18 protein-coding genes are annotated in these 18,279 nt (G+C 36.7%); 11 read left to right on the forward strand and 7 right to left on the reverse strand.

Going from position 1 to position 18,279, the window contains the following annotated elements; translation table 11 throughout:
- Positions 1–68: 68 nt before the first annotated feature.
- The 4 genes from hypD to hypF form a co-directional block, all read right to left on the reverse strand.
- A complete protein-coding gene (gene hypD, locus F6K06_RS21625; RefSeq protein WP_124144216.1) occupies positions 69–1,241 on the reverse strand; it encodes a hydrogenase formation protein HypD in 1,173 nt (390 codons plus the stop codon).
- 459 nt (positions 1,242–1,700) lie between these two features.
- A complete protein-coding gene (locus F6K06_RS21630; RefSeq protein WP_124144215.1) occupies positions 1,701–1,949 on the reverse strand; it encodes a HypC/HybG/HupF family hydrogenase formation chaperone in 249 nt (82 codons plus the stop codon).
- Positions 1,950–2,085: 136 nt separating this feature from the next.
- A complete protein-coding gene (locus F6K06_RS34615) occupies positions 2,086–2,205 on the reverse strand; it encodes a hypothetical protein (RefSeq protein ID WP_375339364.1) in 120 nt (39 codons plus the stop codon).
- Between the two features lie 14 nt (positions 2,206–2,219).
- The gene (gene hypF, locus F6K06_RS21635) at positions 2,220–4,610 is read right to left on the reverse strand and encodes a carbamoyltransferase HypF (RefSeq protein WP_124144214.1); all 2,391 of its coding nucleotides are present in this window, start codon (positions 4,608–4,610) and stop codon (positions 2,220–2,222) included.
- 445 nt (positions 4,611–5,055) lie between these two features.
- On the opposite strand from hypF, the gene F6K06_RS21640 reads away from it, so the two are divergent.
- The 7 genes from F6K06_RS21640 to F6K06_RS21670 all read left to right on the forward strand — a co-directional run bounded on the left by F6K06_RS21640 (position 5,056) and on the right by F6K06_RS21670 (position 11,440).
- Entirely contained in the window at positions 5,056–5,610 is a 555-nt protein-coding gene (locus F6K06_RS21640; RefSeq protein ID WP_287243295.1) for a hypothetical protein, read from the forward strand.
- A 30-nt stretch (positions 5,611–5,640) separates the two neighbouring features.
- On the forward strand, positions 5,641–6,009 hold the full coding sequence (locus F6K06_RS21645) for a hypothetical protein (RefSeq protein ID WP_124144212.1): 369 nt from the start codon (positions 5,641–5,643) through the stop codon (positions 6,007–6,009).
- Positions 6,010–6,017: 8 nt separating this feature from the next.
- The gene (locus F6K06_RS21650; protein ID WP_287243311.1) at positions 6,018–6,458 is read left to right on the forward strand and encodes a phosphotransferase; all 441 of its coding nucleotides are present in this window, start codon (positions 6,018–6,020) and stop codon (positions 6,456–6,458) included.
- Between the two features lie 250 nt (positions 6,459–6,708).
- Positions 6,709–6,891, forward strand: a complete 183-nt coding sequence (locus tag F6K06_RS21655) for a hypothetical protein (RefSeq protein WP_287243296.1) — start codon at positions 6,709–6,711, stop codon at positions 6,889–6,891.
- Positions 6,892–7,039: 148 nt separating this feature from the next.
- On the forward strand, positions 7,040–7,396 hold the full coding sequence (locus F6K06_RS21660) for an element excision factor XisH family protein (protein WP_287243312.1): 357 nt from the start codon (positions 7,040–7,042) through the stop codon (positions 7,394–7,396).
- Entirely contained in the window at positions 7,384–7,716 is a 333-nt protein-coding gene (locus tag F6K06_RS21665; protein WP_287243297.1) for a XisI protein, read from the forward strand. Before F6K06_RS21660 ends, F6K06_RS21665 begins: the two co-directional genes overlap by 13 nt.
- Before the next feature lie 79 nt (positions 7,717–7,795).
- The gene (locus tag F6K06_RS21670) at positions 7,796–11,440 is read left to right on the forward strand and encodes a hypothetical protein (RefSeq protein ID WP_287243298.1); all 3,645 of its coding nucleotides are present in this window, start codon (positions 7,796–7,798) and stop codon (positions 11,438–11,440) included.
- A 912-nt stretch (positions 11,441–12,352) separates the two neighbouring features.
- Here the strand turns inward: F6K06_RS21670 and F6K06_RS21675 are convergent.
- From F6K06_RS21675 to F6K06_RS21685, 3 genes are all read right to left on the reverse strand, one after another.
- Positions 12,353–13,183 carry an SDR family oxidoreductase gene (locus tag F6K06_RS21675; RefSeq protein WP_124144209.1) on the reverse strand — a complete coding sequence of 277 codons (831 nt, stop codon included), beginning with the start codon at positions 13,181–13,183 and terminating at the stop codon, positions 12,353–12,355.
- Positions 13,184–13,510: 327 nt separating this feature from the next.
- Positions 13,511–13,738 (reverse strand): transposase, encoded by a 228-nt coding sequence (locus F6K06_RS21680; RefSeq protein WP_124144208.1) that lies wholly within the window; start codon positions 13,736–13,738, stop codon positions 13,511–13,513.
- Positions 13,707–13,973: a transposase gene (locus tag F6K06_RS21685; protein WP_124144207.1), complete on the reverse strand. Its 267-nt coding sequence runs from the start codon at positions 13,971–13,973 to the stop codon at positions 13,707–13,709. The genes F6K06_RS21680 and F6K06_RS21685 overlap by 32 nt, the downstream gene beginning before the upstream one ends.
- A gap of 125 nt (positions 13,974–14,098) precedes the next feature.
- Here F6K06_RS21685 and F6K06_RS21690 point away from each other — a divergent pair, with 125 nt between their 5' ends.
- The 4 genes from F6K06_RS21690 to F6K06_RS21705 all read left to right on the forward strand — a co-directional run bounded on the left by F6K06_RS21690 (position 14,099) and on the right by F6K06_RS21705 (position 17,966).
- Positions 14,099–14,365: a hypothetical protein gene (locus F6K06_RS21690; protein ID WP_124144206.1), complete on the forward strand. Its 267-nt coding sequence runs from the start codon at positions 14,099–14,101 to the stop codon at positions 14,363–14,365.
- A gap of 919 nt (positions 14,366–15,284) precedes the next feature.
- Complete coding sequence (locus F6K06_RS21695; protein ID WP_124144205.1) at positions 15,285–16,808, forward strand: sodium:alanine symporter family protein; 1,524 nt, start codon at positions 15,285–15,287, stop codon at positions 16,806–16,808.
- Between the two features lie 176 nt (positions 16,809–16,984).
- Positions 16,985–17,413, forward strand: coding sequence for a universal stress protein (locus F6K06_RS21700; RefSeq protein WP_124144204.1), 429 nt, complete (start codon positions 16,985–16,987; stop codon positions 17,411–17,413).
- 391 nt (positions 17,414–17,804) lie between these two features.
- Positions 17,805–17,966, forward strand: a complete 162-nt coding sequence (locus tag F6K06_RS21705) for a hypothetical protein (protein WP_161564424.1) — start codon at positions 17,805–17,807, stop codon at positions 17,964–17,966.
- Positions 17,967–18,279: the final 313 nt, after the last annotated feature.

Below are 18,279 nucleotides of genomic sequence, written 5' to 3' on the forward strand. Positions count from 1 at the left end.
GTTGCCTGTTGCCTAAAAGTGATAATTTTTTGGCTTTATTCAAAATTGAGATGCACCCTTACTTTTCCTTATTTCATATTCAAACTAAATACCTTATCTTCTTCCTTCTTCCTTCTTCCCTCTTCCTTCTTAAACAACCTTCCATATTTATAATAGGCAGCACAAGCACCTTCTGAGGAAACCATACAAGTGCCAATAGGATTTTCTGGAGTACAAGCAGTACCAAATACTTTACATTGCCAAGGTTTCAAAACACCTTTGAGAATTTCCCCACATTGGCAAGCTTTAGCATCAGCAACTTTTTTGTTAGGCACACAAAATTTAATTTCGGCATCAAAACAGCCATAAGCATCAGTAATTTTTAACCCAGACTCAGGAATGTCTCCTAAACCACGCCACTCAAACTTATCCCGCACTTCAAATACTTTGCCCATTGCTTCCAGTGCGACCTTATTACCTCCTTCTTTAACCACGCGACTATATTGGTTTTCTACCTCACAACGACCTTCCAGCATTTGTTGCAGCAACATCCAAATAGATTGCAAAATATCCAGAGGTTCAAATCCTGATACTACCAAAGGTTTCTGATATTTTTCGGAAATCACCCGGTAGGGTTCAGTACCAATAACCATACTCACATGACCAGGTCCAACAAAACCTTGTAATTCCAAATCTGGGTTACTCAGTAATGCTTCTAGAGCAGGTACAACCAAAACATGGTTGCTGAAAATACTAAAGTTTTCAATACCTTCCGTTTCTGCTTGCAAAATAGTTAAAGCTGCACTGGGAGCAGTAGTTTCAAAACCTAAACCAAAGAAAATTATCTCTTTTTCTGGGTTTTCCTTTGCTATCTTCAAACTATCCAGGGGCGAATAAACCATCCGAATATCTGCACCTTGAGCTTTTGCCTGCAACAAACTTTTTTGAGAACCCGGCACCCGCATCGCATCGCCGAAAGTTGTAAAAATAACGTTGGGTTTTTCCGCCAGAGCGATCGCGTCATCTAATCTACCTCTTGGCATCACGCAAACTGGACATCCAGGGCCATGTATTAGTTCGACATTATTAGGTAAAACTTCCTCAATGCCATATTTGAAAATAGAGTGAGTGTGACCACCACAAACTTCCATGATTTTGAGTGGGCGATCGCTATTGTATCCTAATTTTTTGCTGAGTTCATCAATTTCTTTAACTAAACCTTGCACTTTGTGGGGGTCGCGAAATTCTTTAACGTATTTCATATATTTTCTCCTAATATAAATAAATAAAATTGAAATCTCGTATAAAACACCGTAGGTTGGGTTAAGCGGTAGCGCCACCCAACAAATATCTATAGCAGTGAACAGCGAAAAGTCGTAAAAGTAGATTTTTAGGGAACAGGGAATGGGAAATACCGAAGTAATAAAATTGTCACATCTGATTCCTGATTGCTATATATACATATAGATAATGGGGTTGCACATTATGGAATGATATCGCCAAAAATTAGTTTAGACTTTGACTCAAAAAACCATTAATTAATCATTCTAGGAATTATCAAATCCAAAATCATTTTCATCAAAAACCTAAAATAATTCGTCACTGTGCAACTCCTAAATAATAGATATCCTGCTTCTTTCTGCTTCAACCCAACCTAATAATAAATAATAAATATATAGACCAAATATGTTGGGTTTCGCGGACTCAACCCAACCTACGTTTTAATTCATTACCGCAGCAACTTCCTGCAATAATTTCAAAGTTTCTACTGCCTCTTCTTCATCCAAACGGTTCATGGCAAAACCAACATGAACTAACACCCAGTCACCAACACAAGACTCAACCGGATGTTCTTCATCAACTATGCAGGCAATATTCACCTCTCGTTTCACCCCACTAATATTAACTGTTGCCAATTTATTGACAATATCCGTTATTTCAATAATTTGACCAGGAATTCCTAAACACATTTTTCTTAAATTAATCAACGTTTAATTAAAATCAAAACAAATTTTTTTATCCATTTTTGAGTTGCTAGAGAGTGCATAAATATAGTGTAGGTAATATTTTAATTTTACCTCCCTACTCCCCTACTCCCCTGCTCCCCTACTCCCTACTCCCTGCCACAGCAATAACAACTTGACCCAGAGATAAACCACCATCATTAGGTGGAACTTGACTGTGAGTCAACACTTCCAACCCCATTTTAATTAGACGATCGCTCACTAATCAAAATTTTTTCAAATCCGCGCATCCGTGGCAAAATCCTTGTCTTGCACTCCCATTCTAGCCGCAGCAATAACAACTTGACCCAGAGATAAACCGCCATCATTAGGTGGAACCTGACTATGAGTCAACACTTCCAAGCCCATTTTAATTAGATGATCGCTCACTCCAGAAAGCAACAACTTATTTTGAAATACCCCACCGCTCAAAGCCACTTGATTAAACTCACAACTCTGATGTAACTCAGCCACCATCTCAGAAATAGCGATCGCTAATCCTTGATGAAACCTCGCTGCCATCAGAGCCGGAGAAGCACTTTGTTTTATGTCTATCAGTAAGGATTGCCACATTGGCTGTGGCACCAGATAAGTAAGAGGGAATTTACTATCTTTCTCTAACTTGAGCATATTAAATTGATAACCTTCTATTTCTTTAGCATCATTTAATAAATACTCTGTTGCTAAAGCTTCTAAATCTATCGCTGCTTGGCCTTCATAACTACAAAATTCTCGACAAATACCAATCGCAGCAGCCACAGCATCAAATAACCGCCCGCAAGAAGAAGCTAGGGGAGAATTAATCCCTTTTTCCATCATTTGATTTAAGGTGGCCAGAGGTTTTGTTTGGAAAAAATTAAATAATTCTAAATCTTCGTAATCCTTAAGAAAATCTAAACCAAAAGCAGTTACTAAATGAGCATAAGTATTGCGCCAAGGTTGATAAATAGCTTTTTCTCCTCCAATCATTGCCACAGGTTTAAAAGTTCCTAAACCTTCAAACCCGCGATAATCTGCCAATAAAAATTCTCCGCCCCAAATACTTCCATCCTCTCCATAACCCAACCCATCCAAAGCAATTCCTAAAACTGGTTTACAATCAATATCTAAACCATTTTCTGCCATACAAGCTGCGATATGACTATGATGATGCTGCACTTCAATCAATTTTAAATCATTACCTACAGCCAAATCTTTTCCCAGTTTTGTTGATAAATATTCCGGGTGTTTATCCACAACAATTGTATTCGGTTCAGCCTCCAATAAACCCAAAAAAAGATTTAAAGTTTTTTCATAAGCTGTAGCAGCCAAATTATTTTCCAAATCCCCAATATGTTGAGACAAAATAGCTTGCCCATCACGCAACAAACAAAAGGTATTTTTCAATTCACTCCCCATAGCCAAAATCGGAGAAATATTTGCAAATCCTGGGGGTAAATTAATCGGTGCTGGTGCATAACCACGGGCACGACGAAGAACTTGAGGAACTTCCTTAATAACTCGCACTACAGAATCATCAACCCGATTAAAAATAGGGCGATTATGTATTAAAAAATAATCAGCAATTTCTGATAGTTTTTCCCGCATTTCTTCATTATCAATACACTGAGGTTCGTCAGAAAAATTGCCACTTGTTAATACTATGGGAACATTTAAACGACGCAACGCTAAATGATGCAGTGGCGTATACGGAAGCATAAAACCTAGAGTATTTTGTCCTGGTGCAACACTAGGTGCTAACTGTTGTACAATAGTTTTCTGCAACAACACAATAGGAGCAGCAACACTTTCCAATAATTTCTGTTCCGCATCAGTAATATGACAATATTCAGAAATTACCTCTATATCCCGCGCCATCAAAGCCAGAGGTTTATCCGGACGGCGTTTGCGATGACGTAACTTTTGCACCGCCTCCTCATTAGTGGCATCGCAAGCAAGATGAAAACCGCCTAACCCTTTAATAGCAACTATCATTCCTCGTTGGATGAGAGTACAGACCGCATCCACATCATCCAACATTGAAAACATATCAGCAGTTACAGGTTTACCATCCGCTCTTTCTAACCAAGCTTTCGGTCCGCAAACATGACAAGCGGTAGGTTGAGCGTGGAAGCGACGGTTAAGTGGTTCGGAATAGTTTTCCTGACATTCCGGGCAAAGGTGAAAATTTGCCATAGTAGTATTTTTGCGGTCGTAAGGTAATTTTTTGATAATACTCAGACGAGGTCCGCAGTGGGTACAGTTAGTGAATGGGTAGCGATACCAGCGACTCATGGGGTCGAATATTTCGCTTTTGCACATGGAGCAGGTGGCAGCATCGGGAGCTATTTGGGTACGAACTGTATTAGTGGTGCTGGGGGCAATGATAAAATCCGCGAAATTTTGGTTAGGTAGTTGGTGTCTAGTGATAGTTTCGATGTTTGCCAGGAGAGGGCGTTCAGAATGTATTTTTTTGATAAATTCGTCAATGGTTGAGCGATCGCCTACAACTTTGATTAATACACCTTGTCCATCATTACTAACTTCACCGCGCAACCCCAATGTTTTAGCAATGCGGTAGACAGTAGGGCGAAAACCGACACCTTGCACGGTGCCATAAACTCGAATTTCTTCTGTTATTTCAGACATTATGGATAATAATTATGATAATTTTTAATGTAAGCATTTCCTACGGAATGCTGCGCAAACAGCCGTCAGCGATCAGCACTTCCCTGCGGGATGCTACGCAAACAGCTATTGCTTTTATTTTTAGATAAAAGCTTTAATAATTGAGTCAAAATTTATACTTAATTTATACTTACTACAAAAATTGGCTTTAAAGTCTATATTCATTTACAGCAGTTTTGGAGTTGATGAGGTACAAAATTTTAGGACTTTAGGGAGTAGGAACCCACCCCTAACCCCTCCCAGGAGGGGAATTTGGGAGTAGGGAAAAAAAAGATTAATTTTCAAACTGTACCTCACTATCCTAAAAAGTGCTGTAAACCTTATCATGAGAGCTGACAGCTGACAGCTAATTGCTGAATGCTTATAATAACTGATAAAGTTTGTATGGTGTGATGAAGTCTAGAAAATGATAATATTATTGTCAAGCATCAATCAGATATTCAACAGATTTTTCCAGCGTTGGAAATTTCATTTCTATGCAATTTTACCCCATCCCACTGAAGCTAAAATTTTGATGCTATCCGATGATGAAAATACTTGGTTTTTACCCAATATTTGTATAAATGAAGATATACACCCTAGTGATTTTGCAACTATTCAAAAAGTAATTGAAAAAGAACTTGGAATTTCGGCAAACATTTTATATTACGCTCATAATTATGACGATAAATCTAAATATGAAATTCACACAATATATGTACTGGAACATAATTATTTGAAAAAAGAGCTTATAGAAAAATTCAAAGATGCTTCTTGGGTTGACCTTGAAACTTTGAAAAATATATCTCTAAAATTACCAGAACATAAATCAGTTATCCAAGAATATTTAACAGAAATTGAAAGTAGTGAAGTTCTAGAACTACGTCCACCTTGGGCTAGAAAAGGTTGGTTATACTCTGCCCAAAAATGGATTGAGGAGCAATTATTAGAATTAAATTATCAACAACTTTATTCCGTATAATTTATCAAAAGTTGGGGTATATCTTATGTATTGCGGGTTAATACCACAGCCGGAAATATTTATTTCAAGCAAGCTTCTACACTACCTCTTTTTTGTAACGAACCATTAGTCACAACAGAATTAGAAAATTTATTTCCCCAACATATTCCTACTGTCCTTAATATAAATTCTGAGCGTCACTGGATGTTATTAGCTGATTTTGGGGAACCTATTGGTCGAAATTCATCCATCAAACTACAAAAAGACATTTACCGTTTACTCGCTCAAATACAAATCAAATCAATTCAGCATATTGATAATTTATTGAATATCGGATGTTTAGACCGACGTTTGGAAAAATTATCAACTAAAATAGATGTTTTATTTAACGATAAAAATGTTCTATCTCAATTAAAATAAACGTAAGGATTCAGAAACTACAAACACTTGCTCCACATCTGAAAAAATTATGTTCTCAACTGGCAGAATATAAAATACCCCCAACATTAGTTTATGAAGACTTGCATTTAGGAAATGTTGCTTTGCATAACAATAAATATCTCATTTTTGATTGGACGGATAGCTGTATTTCTCATCCTTTATTTGATATGTTCCCATTGTTTTTTCCCCAGAAGAAAAAACCTTTTTTATCATCCTTAAGCAGTTTGCGAGATGAATACTTAAGCCAATGGGAAATTTATGAATCAAAGCCACATTTACTAGAAGCTTGGAAATTAGCCAAACCCTTATGTGCTTTACATCATGCAGTTACATATCAGCATATTACTGCCTGTTTAGAACCGAGGGCAAAACAGGAGTGTAATGCTCTGCTCTATTTTCTGCGACAACTTTTGAAATGTAAAATTTAAGAATGGGATAATAATAGAGCGAAAACCGATACCTTGTACAGTGCCATAGACGCGAATTTGTTCTGCATATTTCAGAGATTCTAGATAATATTAATTGAGATTTTTGATGATAATATAGCGCTACGCGAAGTCAAAATTAAAAAGTAAAAAGTCAAAAATAATCTCTGCATGAGTTTGGGGGTTTATAAATGTCCTAACCTAAATACTTAATGGTATAAAATTGATTTAGTATGATGAGGTCTGAAAAATTATGACATTTAATGATGTGCTTAAGCTAATCAAAAGTCTTTCCGTGGATGAAAAGCAAAAAAATCAATTATTGTTAAAGCAATATATTCGTGAAGAAAGACGTGAAGATATTTTTGATAATTTAAAGTTAGCTCAAGTTGAACAACAAAAATGGGAGCTGAAGTTTTCCTCAAAAATCAAATAACTGAGACAACTAATATCAAATTTGGATAATTAATAATAGAGAAATTTATGAGAAAATTGAAAATAATTAAAAAATAACTTTAATTATGTCAGCAAAAGATATCTTTCACGATACAGTCCGAACCGCTTTAGAAAAAGATGGATAGAAAATTACTAACGATCCTCTATTTATTAAGCTAACTAAACAATTTAAGATTAATATAGACCTGGAGGCAGAAAAGTTTATTGTGGCTAAAAAGGCTACTCAAAAGATAGCAGTAGAAATAAAAAGCTTTGTTGGCAGGTCTGTAGTTTCTGAATTCCATCTAGCTGTCGGTCAATTTCTTAACTATCGTTTAGCATTAGAAAAATTGGCTTCAGAGCGAGTGCTTTATCTGGCTGTACCTACAGATATTTATCAAGATTTTTTTTCAGATTCGTTTGTCCAAACTGTGCTAGAAAGATATCAAATAAAATTGTTGGTCTTTCATATTCAAAAGGAGGAGATAACGTTATGGAAAAACTAGATTATCGCGAATTAGTTCAGAAAATTATCAATCAACACGCTCACGAACATTCTGAGGAAGATATGGAAACAACTGAAATAGTTTTCGACTTAGAACGAGACCGCTATTTGTTGTTGTATGTGGGATGGCGTGATGAAGAGCGAATGTATGGATGCCCAATTCATATCGATATTAAGGATGGAAAAATTTGGATTCAGCGCGATTTTACCGAAATAGGATTAGCTCATCAATTAGTAGAATTGGGAGTACCCTCATCAGATATTGTTTTGGGATTTCGAGCGCCTTATGTTCGACAATTTACAGGTTTTGCCGTGGTGTGAATTATCGGGGCAGTCGTTTGTCCTCCTTGACCTGCTTTTTTTATATAATATCAACGGCATTCCTAAAATCTGAAAAACTATGACCGACAAATTTAAAAGTTTTATTGCATTAGCAAAGCAGAGGTACAGAATAACACTTACTTCTGTTGAGCAAAAGTTATTAAAGGCTATTGTTAAAGGAGAGGTAGCTGATTATCAAGTTAAATCTCCAGAACTTAATTTGCTTAAGGAAGGGTTAGATTTAGAACTGTTAAAAGAACAGTTAAAACAGTTAGAGGATGTAGAAAAATTAGAAGATTTGGAAGATTTAGGTTTAGAAAAGTTAAAGGAGTTAGAAAAGTTAGAACACCCAGAACAGTTAAAACAGTTATTAGCAGCGATCGCTAAAGAAAAGGAAATTAATAATCCAGCTACAGCAGAATCATGGGGAGAAAAGCGGATATTATCGGCTAAGTTTATTGAGTTGTTATGTACGGATGTGGAAGCTTTTAAATATTTTACTAATCATGGTTTAAAGGTTTGTGGAGCTAAGATTTCGGGGGAGTTAAATCTTGAGTTTGTTAAGTTTGAAAGTTTATTGTATTTCACAGAATGTGTTTTTACAGAAAAAATTATTCTGAAGGGAGCAAAGGTAGAAGAAGTCAAGTTTGATGGTAGTCATGTTGTTGGAATTGATGCTGAGTTGATTGAAGTTAGGGGCAATTTATATCTGCACAATGACTTTCAGAGTAAGGGTGAGGTAAATCTATCTGGAGCTACTATTGGTGGTCAAGTTGATTGTATTAAAAGTCATTTTTCTAATCCAGAAGAAGATGCACTCATTGCTGAAAAAATGGAAGTCAAAAGTTCTGTCTTTCTCAGAGAAGGTTTCAAAGCTGAGGGTAGAGTCAGTCTATCTGGAGCTACTATTGGCGATCAACTCGACTGTAGTGATGGTCATTTCTCTAATCCAGAAGGAGATGCACTCTTTACTCAGGGTATAGAAGTCAAAGATTCTGTCTTTCTCAGAGAAGGTTTTGAAGCTGAGGGTAGAGTCATTCTATCTGGAGCTACTATTGGTTTACTCGACTGTAGTGATGGTCATTTCTCTAATCCAGAAGGAGATGCACTCTTGGCTGAAAGTATAGAAGTTAAAACTGATGTCTTTCTGAGAGAAAGTTTCAAAGCTGAGGGTAGAGTCAGTCTATCTGAAGCTACTATTGGTGGTCAACTCGACTGTAGTGATGGTCATTTCTCTAATCCAGGAAAAGATGCGCTCAATATTCAGAATATAGAAGTCAAAGGTTCTGTCTTTCTTGGTAATGATTTCAAGGCTGAGGGTAGAGTCATTCTATTAGAAGCTAATATTGGTGGTCAACTCAACTGTAGTGATGGTCATTTCTCTAATCCAGGAAAAGATGCAGTTATTGCTGAAAGTATAGAAGTCAAAGCTTCTGTCTTTCTGAGCAATTGTTTTAAGGCTGAGGGTCTAGTCAATCTATCTGGAGCTATTATTGGTGATAAACTCGTTTGTATTATGGGTCATTTCTCTAATCCAAAAGGATATGCGCTCTTTGCTGAGAATATAGAAGTCAAAGGTTCTGTCTTTCTAAGAGAAAGTTTCAAGGCAGAGGGTCTAGTCAATCTATCTGGAGCTACTATTGGCGGTCAACTCTCTTGTAATGGAGGTCATTTCTCTAATCAACAAGGATATGCGCTCGTGGCTCAGAATATAGAAGTCAAATCTAATGTCTTTCTGAGTGATGATTTCAAAGCTGAGGGTAGTGTAAATCTATTTGGAGCTACTATTGGTGGTCAACTATATTGCAGTCAAGGTCATTTTTCTAATAAAGAAGAAACTGCCCTCAATGCTGAGAGTATAGAAGTCAAAGCTTCTGTCTTTCTGAGCAATTGTTTTAAGGCTGAGGGTCTAGTCAATCTATCTGGAGCTATTATTGGTGATAAACTCGTTTGTATTATGGGTCATTTCTCTAATCCAAAAGGATATGCGCTCTTTGCTGAGAATATAGAAGTCAAAGGTTCTGTCTTTCTAAGAGAAAGTTTCAAGGCAGAGGGTCTAGTCAATCTATCTGGAGCTACTATTGGCGGTCAACTCTCTTGTAATGGAGGTCATTTCTCTAATCAACAAGGATATGCGCTCGTGGCTCAGAATATAGAAGTTAAATCTAATGTCTTTCTGAGTGATGATTTCAAAGCTGAGGGAGAAGTCATTCTATCTGGAGCTATTATTGGTGGTGTACTCTCTTGTATTAAAGGTCATTTCTCTAATAAAGAAGGATATGCGCTCAATGCTCAAAATATAGAAGTCAAAGGTTCTGTCTTTCTGAGAGAAAGTTTCAAGGCAGAGGGTAGGGTAAGTCTATCTGGAGCTACTATTGGTGGTGAACTAGATTGTCGTCAAGGTCATTTCTCTAATAAAGGAAAATATGCACTTATTGCCAATAATATAGAAGTCAAAGAATCTGTTTTTCTAAGTAATGATTTCAAGGCTGAGGGAGAAGTCAGCCTATCTGGAGCTAATATTGGCGGCAAACTCTTTTGTCGCAAAGGTCATTTCTCTAATCCAGAAAAATACGCGCTCGATGCTCAGAATATAGAAGTTAAAACTAACATCAGTCTAACCAATGGCTTCAAAGCTGAAGGCAAAGTAGATTTAACAGCAGCAAATATTAAAGGAAATCTTGACTGCACTCAAGGCAACTTTTCCAACGAAAAAGGAAATGTTTTATCTGCCGAAGGAATCAATGTTGACGGAGATATTTTATTAGATAAAGGAACTTTTGAAGGGAACATTTATTTAGTTAGTGCCAGAGTAGACGACACATTAAGTATGGTAAAAATTAAACAAGAAAAAGTAACTTTCCCCCTATATTTACGCCTCCTATATCCTTTCATTAAAAATATAAAAAACAATCCAATTGCATCACTACTTCAAAAAGAAAATCAAAGAATAGAAACTCACTACATGAAAATCGACCTACAATTTGCCAGAATAGGTCGCCTCCGAGACGACGAAGAAAGCTGGCCTCAAAAAAACAATATAAACCTTGATGGTTTCATATATCAGAAACTTGGAACAGACGATAATATAAAAGTTCTAAAAGATGCCAAAACCCGCCTCAAATGGCTGAGACTTCAACCAGAATTTTTTCCTCAAACTTATGAACAATTAGCCGAAGTATTAAAAAAAGAAGGCGATCCAGATGCCGCGACAGAAATATTAATTCATAAAGAAAGAGACATTCGACCAAAACTCAACAGATTAAGTAAATTTTGGAATTACTTTCTAGATATCACAATTGCATACGGCTATAAACCTACAAAAGCCTTAGTTTGGAGTTCTATTTTTATATCCATTGGGTGGACTTCATTTGCTTTAGGTCATTACAATTGTTCCAACTCAATATCAAATAATAAATGCCTATTTTCACCAGCTTCAGAAATTAGCCCATATACCGAAGAACCTAACAATAAAACCATTGATATAGACTATCCAGAATTTAACTTCTGGTTATATTCATTAGACACATTCATCCCCATAGTTGACCTACATCAACAAACATATTGGCTGCCAAATTCTCAAAAAGGTAAAGAAATTCCATTAATATTATTCAAAGTAAAAGCAGGTCGCTTATTAAGATGGTACCTATGGGTTCACATAATCTTTGGTTGGATATTAACATCCCTCTGGGTAGCAGGTTTCAGTGGTTTAGTTCGTGGGTAGGTCAGTTATCAGTTATCAGTTATCAGTTATCAGTTATCAGAAATAATATCAGGTTGCACTAATTAACCACAATATAAAAAGACGGTATAGATAATCTACTCATCTTTAGATGACTTAAGCTATCAGTCAAGGATTTCAATCCTTGGCTTGGCTTGGCTTGGGGAGGTTGGCTTGAGGAGATTGGCGAGCCATCAGGTATAAAGTTGCGTAGCTTTGTCATCCACCAATCCGCCAAGAAATAAATTTCTTGGCTCACAGCAGAAGTCATCTTTAGATGACTAAAGATAGCTGATTTATTATGGCTAATTAAAATGAAGGCAGAAGGCAGAAGTTATATCATGTCCGGATAATTAGTTATAAAAAAGTTTTTGTTTGTAGTAGGGCTTTAGCCCCAGAAAGATCTATGCTTAGGGCTAAAGCCCTACTACGAGCTTTAATTATCACTATTCAACCGGACATGATATTACAGCATATTTTGGGCAAATTGCGATCAAACTATGTTTTGCTGACACGATAACTACGTTTAGCTGCGCGATCGCATTCCCACTCACTTTTTCTTATTCTCTTTGTTAAATCATTTTAATAAGCACCTACGCAGAGCGAATTACTTACCTCAAAAATACACCAAAACTTCCTTCAAATCAATACTGATGTATTCCTTACATATCAATGCTTTTGATAAATGGCCAAAAAACGCCATTACTTCGTTTTGCTGTGCTAGCGCACCCTATTTTTCCCCCTAAATAGCTCATTTGAACTTTTTTGGGAAAATTCAGTTTAAATTCCAAATATATTTGAAAAAAAATATAAGCTTAACTAATATTAACTTTTTTGTCCCACTGTTGGACATAAATTGTCCATTCTTTATCGAATAATTAAGGTAAAATTCCTCTCCTTGAAAATAAGAAGTAATTATTCATTATTAATTGTTGAACCCCTACTACCTAAAGTTTGAACCACAATTAAATCCATATACCACCGAATTATTGGTGCCAATAAACTATGAAGTTTATCCAGCAAAGTCATTTCCAAACCAGGAGCGATCGCGAAAGTTTTCTTCTTCATTCCCCGCACAATTTCAACAGCCATATCTTCAGCACTCCAGACTCCAGAAGTTGCAGTAATACGTTTAGTTTCCAAAGGCTTAGTTTTATTCTCTACCTCCAACTGTGGTGTATCTGTATCTGGCGGATAAACTACAGAAACAGAAATTCCAGACAATTTCAACTCTCCACGCAGAGACTCTGCCAAACCTCTAATGGCAAATTTACTGGGGCAATAAGGAGTATAACCATAAATTCCAATCAAACCAGCACCAGAAGAAATCATCACAATATGCCCTTTTTTTTCTTGTTCCATCATTGGTATAACTGCCCGCACGCAATAGAGGGAACCAAAATAATTAATTGCCATAGTCTGTTCAAAAATTTCTATTGGCAACTCTCGAAAATAACCAGGGTGAGAAATACCAGCAGCAGTAATCAACAAATCTGGCGTACCTATTTCTTTGACTGCTTGATGTATAGCAGTTTCTGTTGCTTCCCGGTGCGCAACATCTGTGGAGATAGTAATAATTTTTTGTTCTGGGTTAACAATAGTAGCAGTTATTTCCGCTCTTGCTGCCTCCAGTTTTTTCGGGTTACGAGCAATAATTGATATATTGCTTCCTTCTGTAGCAAGTAGTTTAGCTATTTCTTTACCTATACCACTAGAACCACCCGTGATAATTGCGTGTTGCCACATAATTTTCAAGTAAACCTCGATCGAATGGCGTTACTGAATTAGTGTATGATATTAATTTTAATTATTTAGGAGTCAGGAGTCAGTAGAGGCAAACTGCCGTTTACCCGTACAGGAGTCAGGAGAAAGAAAAGTGCTTTTCCTGAAATTAAGTAAAGACAACATCTAATTTTGCCATCTTTGAATGACTCTTAATTTACCTAAATTATATCATGTCCGGATAATAACGCGATAGAACTCCGTTCTGCTTACGCGACCAAAAAACTTTCTCCTTCTTCTTTCTTCCCTCCTGACTCGGTCCTCCTCGGTCGTTATTTATTTTATAACTGTTCAACCGGACATGATATTACTGATTTCGTTCCTCAAATCACCAATGCCGATAAAATTAAATTTTACCATTCTGGTTTTCCATTCTCCCTCACCATATATTTTAACCCCTGTAGAGTCTACTACCAGGTGAATGGCCTCTGTTGTTGGCTTCACTGGTATTTCTATGGTCAATTTACTCAAGCGCCGAGACAAAGTGCTATGGTCTGGTACTGGTAAATCTATTTCCATCAAACCAAATATAGATTCTCACATACCTCTCGGTTTGCCGTCCTGCCAAACTAAACAAAGCTCCCAGGGTAGCCATTAGTTCAATAGCCACATCACTATAGGTGTTGGATGCTCCCTGACTCCCTGTTTTTTCAAGGTTGAGCCACTGTTCTATCACTTCTTCAGATAGCCAAAATGTTAGACTTCCCCTTTGCTTTAAGGCAGCATTATATTCTGACCAGTTACTTATCTCTATAGGAAGACTTGGACTTGGACTTACTCATCTGTACCTAGTTCAGGTTTTTTTACCACTTACTGAATCTTTCTACCGTAATTTCTCCCTTTGTGCAACAAAGCCCTTTTGATGTGTTAAATAGAGTAATGGCAACTGCTATAAATATAAAATCAATAGGTGGTGGTGCATTTTCATTGGTGGTCTATTGTAATTTTTTTGCTCAAGGACAAAAACAGTGGGAGCATCTTGCTCCCTTGCTCGTATCTTTCTCCCATGAAGCGCCGTTGTTCATCCCCATCTACCATTATGCGCGCAGGACTATAGCGTTTTTAAATGATATGTCAAATAAGAGTTGGTTATTTACTAACAGTAAAAAGTCCGGGAAACCTTCTTACCTGTTGCCTGTTGCCTAAAAGCTACCAGGTTTTTTACGCAACTCAAATGAAATTACTATATCAATCAATAAATTTGTTCTTTTTGTACTCAATTTGACTAAAATTTATATCGATTTGATTAGAATTACTGTAGTCATAGTAAATCTGATGTAAATAATTAACAAACAAATTAAGTGTAATTTTCCAATTAGTAATTTGTTAATTTAATCCGTCATAGAATAGAACATTTAGAGCGTGACTAAAATTCAATATTTCTTGGTATTCTGACTCTATGAGATTAATTTTTAATCTAGCTGGAATAATTATGAGCGTTAATTTTTACTACTTCTCTATTTTGCCTTTAATTAAGGCTTGCCTACTTATATATAGTAGTATTAATATATATTATGTGAAAAATAAATAAGCATTTTATTTAACCATTTTATCGAACAACAATAGAGTTGTAAAATTCACAAAATAAATCATTTTTCGTAGTCTTGTTCCTCAAAAAAATCTCTTACCGAATAATTAAGGTTTAAAGCCTCTCCTTTAAAGAAGAAAAGCGGTCGATCTTCGGAGCTTCCCTAAGGGTGGGATGGCGTTTTGCTCCGCAACATGTAAAGCGTTAGCGTTTGCGCAGCATGACCATAGGAAAGCTCCTCCTCCGGAGGAAAGAGGCAGTGACTCTATCAAGAGCGGGTCTCCTCGCTGTCCGACCATCGACCAAGAAAAAAGAAAAAATTTTCACACTCCGCGTCAATCCTCTCCTTGAAAAGAAGAGGTAATTGTTAATTATTAATTATTAATTATTAATTGTTCCCTATCCCTATTTCCCAATTTCAAGATGTTTTATGTATGACTAAAATCAGACCTCTATATGCTATATGCCTGAAATATTTATAAATTAATGGTATAAATGTCTAATTCAACAAAAATGATTAGTAGGTAAAATTAAAATATGAAAAGACAAACTTGGCTATATATACTCCTATTTCTATTAATACCAACTGTTGCCTTAGCCCAAGAACCTGAAACAGGACAGACTTTTATTCAAACCATCGATCGAACCTTTTCAAGTTTCGTAGGTGTAATATTTAGTATTCTTTTCTTTAAAATCGGCGGCTTTCCCTTCATAGTTTTATGGCTACTTATAGGTGCAATATTTTTCACCATCCGAATGCAATTTATTAATATTCGAGCCTTTAAACACGCTATTGATATCGTCCGTGGAAAATATGACGACCCCAATGACCAAGGAGAAGTTTCTCACTTTCAAGCTTTAGCAACAGCATTGTCTGGAACAGTAGGATTGGGTAATATCGCAGGTGTAGCTGTAGCTGTGAGTATCGGTGGCCCTGGTGCAGCATTCTGGATGACAATTGCTGGTTTTTTTGGCATGACCAGTAAATTTGTGGAATGTACTTTGGCTCAAAAATATCGCATTGTTCAACCAGACGGTACTATCTCTGGTGGCCCAATGCGTTATTTGTCCGCAGGTTTAGCAGAAATGGGACAGAGGACTTTTGGCCGGGTGTTAGCTGTACTATTCTCTATTTTGTGCATTTCTGCTGCTTTCGGTGGCGCTAATATGTTCCAGGCCAATCAGTCTTACGGTGCAGTTGCTAATGTATTGCCAGGTTTGCCTAGTTGGGGTTATGGTTTGGTGCTGGTAGTTTTAGTTGGATTAGTAATTATTGGTGGAATTCAACGCATTGGTATGGTGGCAGGTACTCTTGTACCTTTGATGTGTTTGCTATATGTTTTGGCTTCCTTATTTATTCTGTTGGTTAATATTACAGAAATTCCTGGGGCGATCGCTACTATTATCTCTGGTGCTTTTGTTCCCAAGGCAGTAGAGGGTGGTATTATTGGCGTAATTATTCAAGGTTTTCAGCGTTCCGCTTTTTCTAATGAAGCTGGTGTGGGTTCGGCAGCGATCGCTCACTCTGCGGCCAAAACTGATGAACCTATTCGTGAGGGTTTAGTAGCACTGTTGGAGCCGTTTATTGATACTATTGTGGTATGTAATATGACTGCTTTGGTAATTGTGATTACTAAGGTATATATTGCAGATGAGTTTGCTGCTTTGCGCGAAGCTAAGAAAGGTGCAGAGTTAACTTCAGCTGCTTTTGGTACTGTTTTGGCATGGTTTCCCATTTTATTAGCGATCGCTGTTTTCTGTTTTGCCTTTTCCACGATGATTTCTTGGAGTTACTACGGCGAACGTTGTTGGGATTATTTGTCTGGTGGTAGAGGGTTGATTATTTACAAAATCTTGTTTTTGGTTGCTGCTTTTGTTGGTTCGGTATCAAACCCTTCTTCAGTAATTGATTTTAGTGATGCGACTCTGATTTCGATGGCTTTTCCTAATATCTTGGGAGGCTATTTTTTATCCGCTCAAGTAGCAAAGGATTTACAAAATTATATGGGTCGTCTTAGTCAAGGAGAGATAAGACCTGCTAAGTGGGGAGTAGGAGAGTAGGGGAGTAAGGGAGTAGGGGAGTAGGGGAGATGGTAATCAAACATAGCATTACTATTTAGAAATGGTATAAGTCCAATGCTAATGATGAGTTTTAGACTAGGCAATGTTTTTCCCACTGTTGCCTGTTGCCTGTTCCCTGCTATATAACATTCTTCAGTTTATCCATCATAAATATAATGAATATATTTTCCAAAAATTCCGTACTTGTGCCCATAGATTTTTCCGATGAATCTGTTGAGGCGATCGATGTAGCTCTAGAATTTATTCGAGATCCTTCTTATTTATGGATTCTTCATGTATTACCTCGTCTTAATCCTGCTGAACCAGGAGTAAGGTGGCATACTGTAGATGACCAGAGTCGCAAACAGCACATCGAAAAGGTATTTCACGAACGGATTCAAGGTGCTAAATATGAAGGTGTTAATTTTCGTGTGGCGATCGGAACTCCTAGCTCAGAAATTTTGGACTATGCTCAGGAAAAAAAAGCAGAGTTGATTGTCATTCCCTCCCAAGGAAATAGTGGTCTTGGTCGATTTTTACTAGGATCGGTTGCTGAACGAATTGTCAGGTATTCTCATTGTCCTGTTTTAGTTCTACGAAATTGATATACTTTCTGGTAGTCAGATAAGGAGATTCTTCTGAAAGCAGGATTCTTGGTTTGCGCTCCGCAAGGGTACGCCAAGATTTAGTCCACTTATAGCAAGGAATGAGTTAGTTAGGACATAGACTAACAATGAACCTTAGACAGGGAAATATTTTTCTCACTATTCCTTATTCCCTGCCATAACATAAAATTGGCTGCTTAAGAGCAAGGCTTTAGACTGAATTTTTCGGTAAATTAAAAACCAGATTTTACCTTCAATGAGAAAAATCTGCTTTCTTTAAATTTTAATTTATTATTTATTAACTTTAATTAAGAGGACTAACCTAAATGATTAGTCAGGAGATTACAATAATTATATAGAGTTATCTTTATAAAATAGGGGAGTAGGAAATATGTTAAGAACTCCTACATTTCATGTCAATCAATACCAAACACTATTCCAACATCTCAAGCAAATTATTCTCTATTGGCTGAAATCTTTTTGGAAATTTAGTCTATTTTATGGTAAATATACTGCCTCTCCACCTTGGCAAAAAACTATGAATATTAGCTGATGAAAATTCACTATAGTTTTCAAGGTCAGTTTATTGGCTAGATAGCTAGGTGTTTAGAGCGGTTAAATACCTCGATCACTTTCGATTTTTGGAGTAAACATCAACTCTCTCTTCTAGGAGCTTTCTAGGAGGAGGCTTTATACTCAAATTATCAATCAGCCAGATTATCAATAACCTTAATCATTTTCAGAGCTTTATATTAGGTTCCAAGCTTTCTGTTAAGATTCTATTGGTTAGTATTACAGTTTCTGGGTGAAACAACTAAATACTTTTGATATATGAGATTGGGTATTTTAGGGATACTTATATTTAG

Source organism: Okeania sp. SIO1H4, from assembly GCF_010672695.1.
Taxonomy (GTDB): domain Bacteria; phylum Cyanobacteriota; class Cyanobacteriia; order Cyanobacteriales; family Microcoleaceae; genus Okeania; species Okeania hirsuta.

Excerpts from the sequence above, each read along its gene's own strand:
- hypD (WP_124144216.1), bottom strand. The coding sequence starts at position 1,241 with ATGAAATACGTTAAAGAATTTCGCGACCCCCACAAAGTGCAAGGTTTA.
- F6K06_RS21630 (WP_124144215.1), bottom strand. The coding sequence starts at position 1,949 with ATGTGTTTAGGAATTCCTGGTCAAATTATTGAAATAACGGATATTGTC.
- hypF (WP_124144214.1), bottom strand. The coding sequence starts at position 4,610 with ATGTCTGAAATAACAGAAGAAATTCGAGTTTATGGCACCGTGCAAGGT.
- F6K06_RS21640 (WP_287243295.1), top strand. The coding sequence starts at position 5,056 with ATGATAATATTATTGTCAAGCATCAATCAGATATTCAACAGATTTTTC.
- F6K06_RS21655 (WP_287243296.1), top strand. The coding sequence starts at position 6,709 with ATGACATTTAATGATGTGCTTAAGCTAATCAAAAGTCTTTCCGTGGAT.
- F6K06_RS21665 (WP_287243297.1), top strand. The coding sequence starts at position 7,384 with ATGGAAAAACTAGATTATCGCGAATTAGTTCAGAAAATTATCAATCAA.
- F6K06_RS21670 (WP_287243298.1), top strand. The coding sequence starts at position 7,796 with ATGACCGACAAATTTAAAAGTTTTATTGCATTAGCAAAGCAGAGGTAC.
- F6K06_RS21675 (WP_124144209.1), bottom strand. The coding sequence starts at position 13,183 with ATGTGGCAACACGCAATTATCACGGGTGGTTCTAGTGGTATAGGTAAA.
- F6K06_RS21680 (WP_124144208.1), bottom strand. The coding sequence starts at position 13,738 with ATGGAAATAGATTTACCAGTACCAGACCATAGCACTTTGTCTCGGCGC.
- F6K06_RS21690 (WP_124144206.1), top strand. The coding sequence starts at position 14,099 with ATGGCAACTGCTATAAATATAAAATCAATAGGTGGTGGTGCATTTTCA.
- F6K06_RS21695 (WP_124144205.1), top strand. The coding sequence starts at position 15,285 with ATGAAAAGACAAACTTGGCTATATATACTCCTATTTCTATTAATACCA.
- F6K06_RS21700 (WP_124144204.1), top strand. The coding sequence starts at position 16,985 with ATGAATATATTTTCCAAAAATTCCGTACTTGTGCCCATAGATTTTTCC.
- F6K06_RS21705 (WP_161564424.1), top strand. The coding sequence starts at position 17,805 with ATGTTAAGAACTCCTACATTTCATGTCAATCAATACCAAACACTATTC.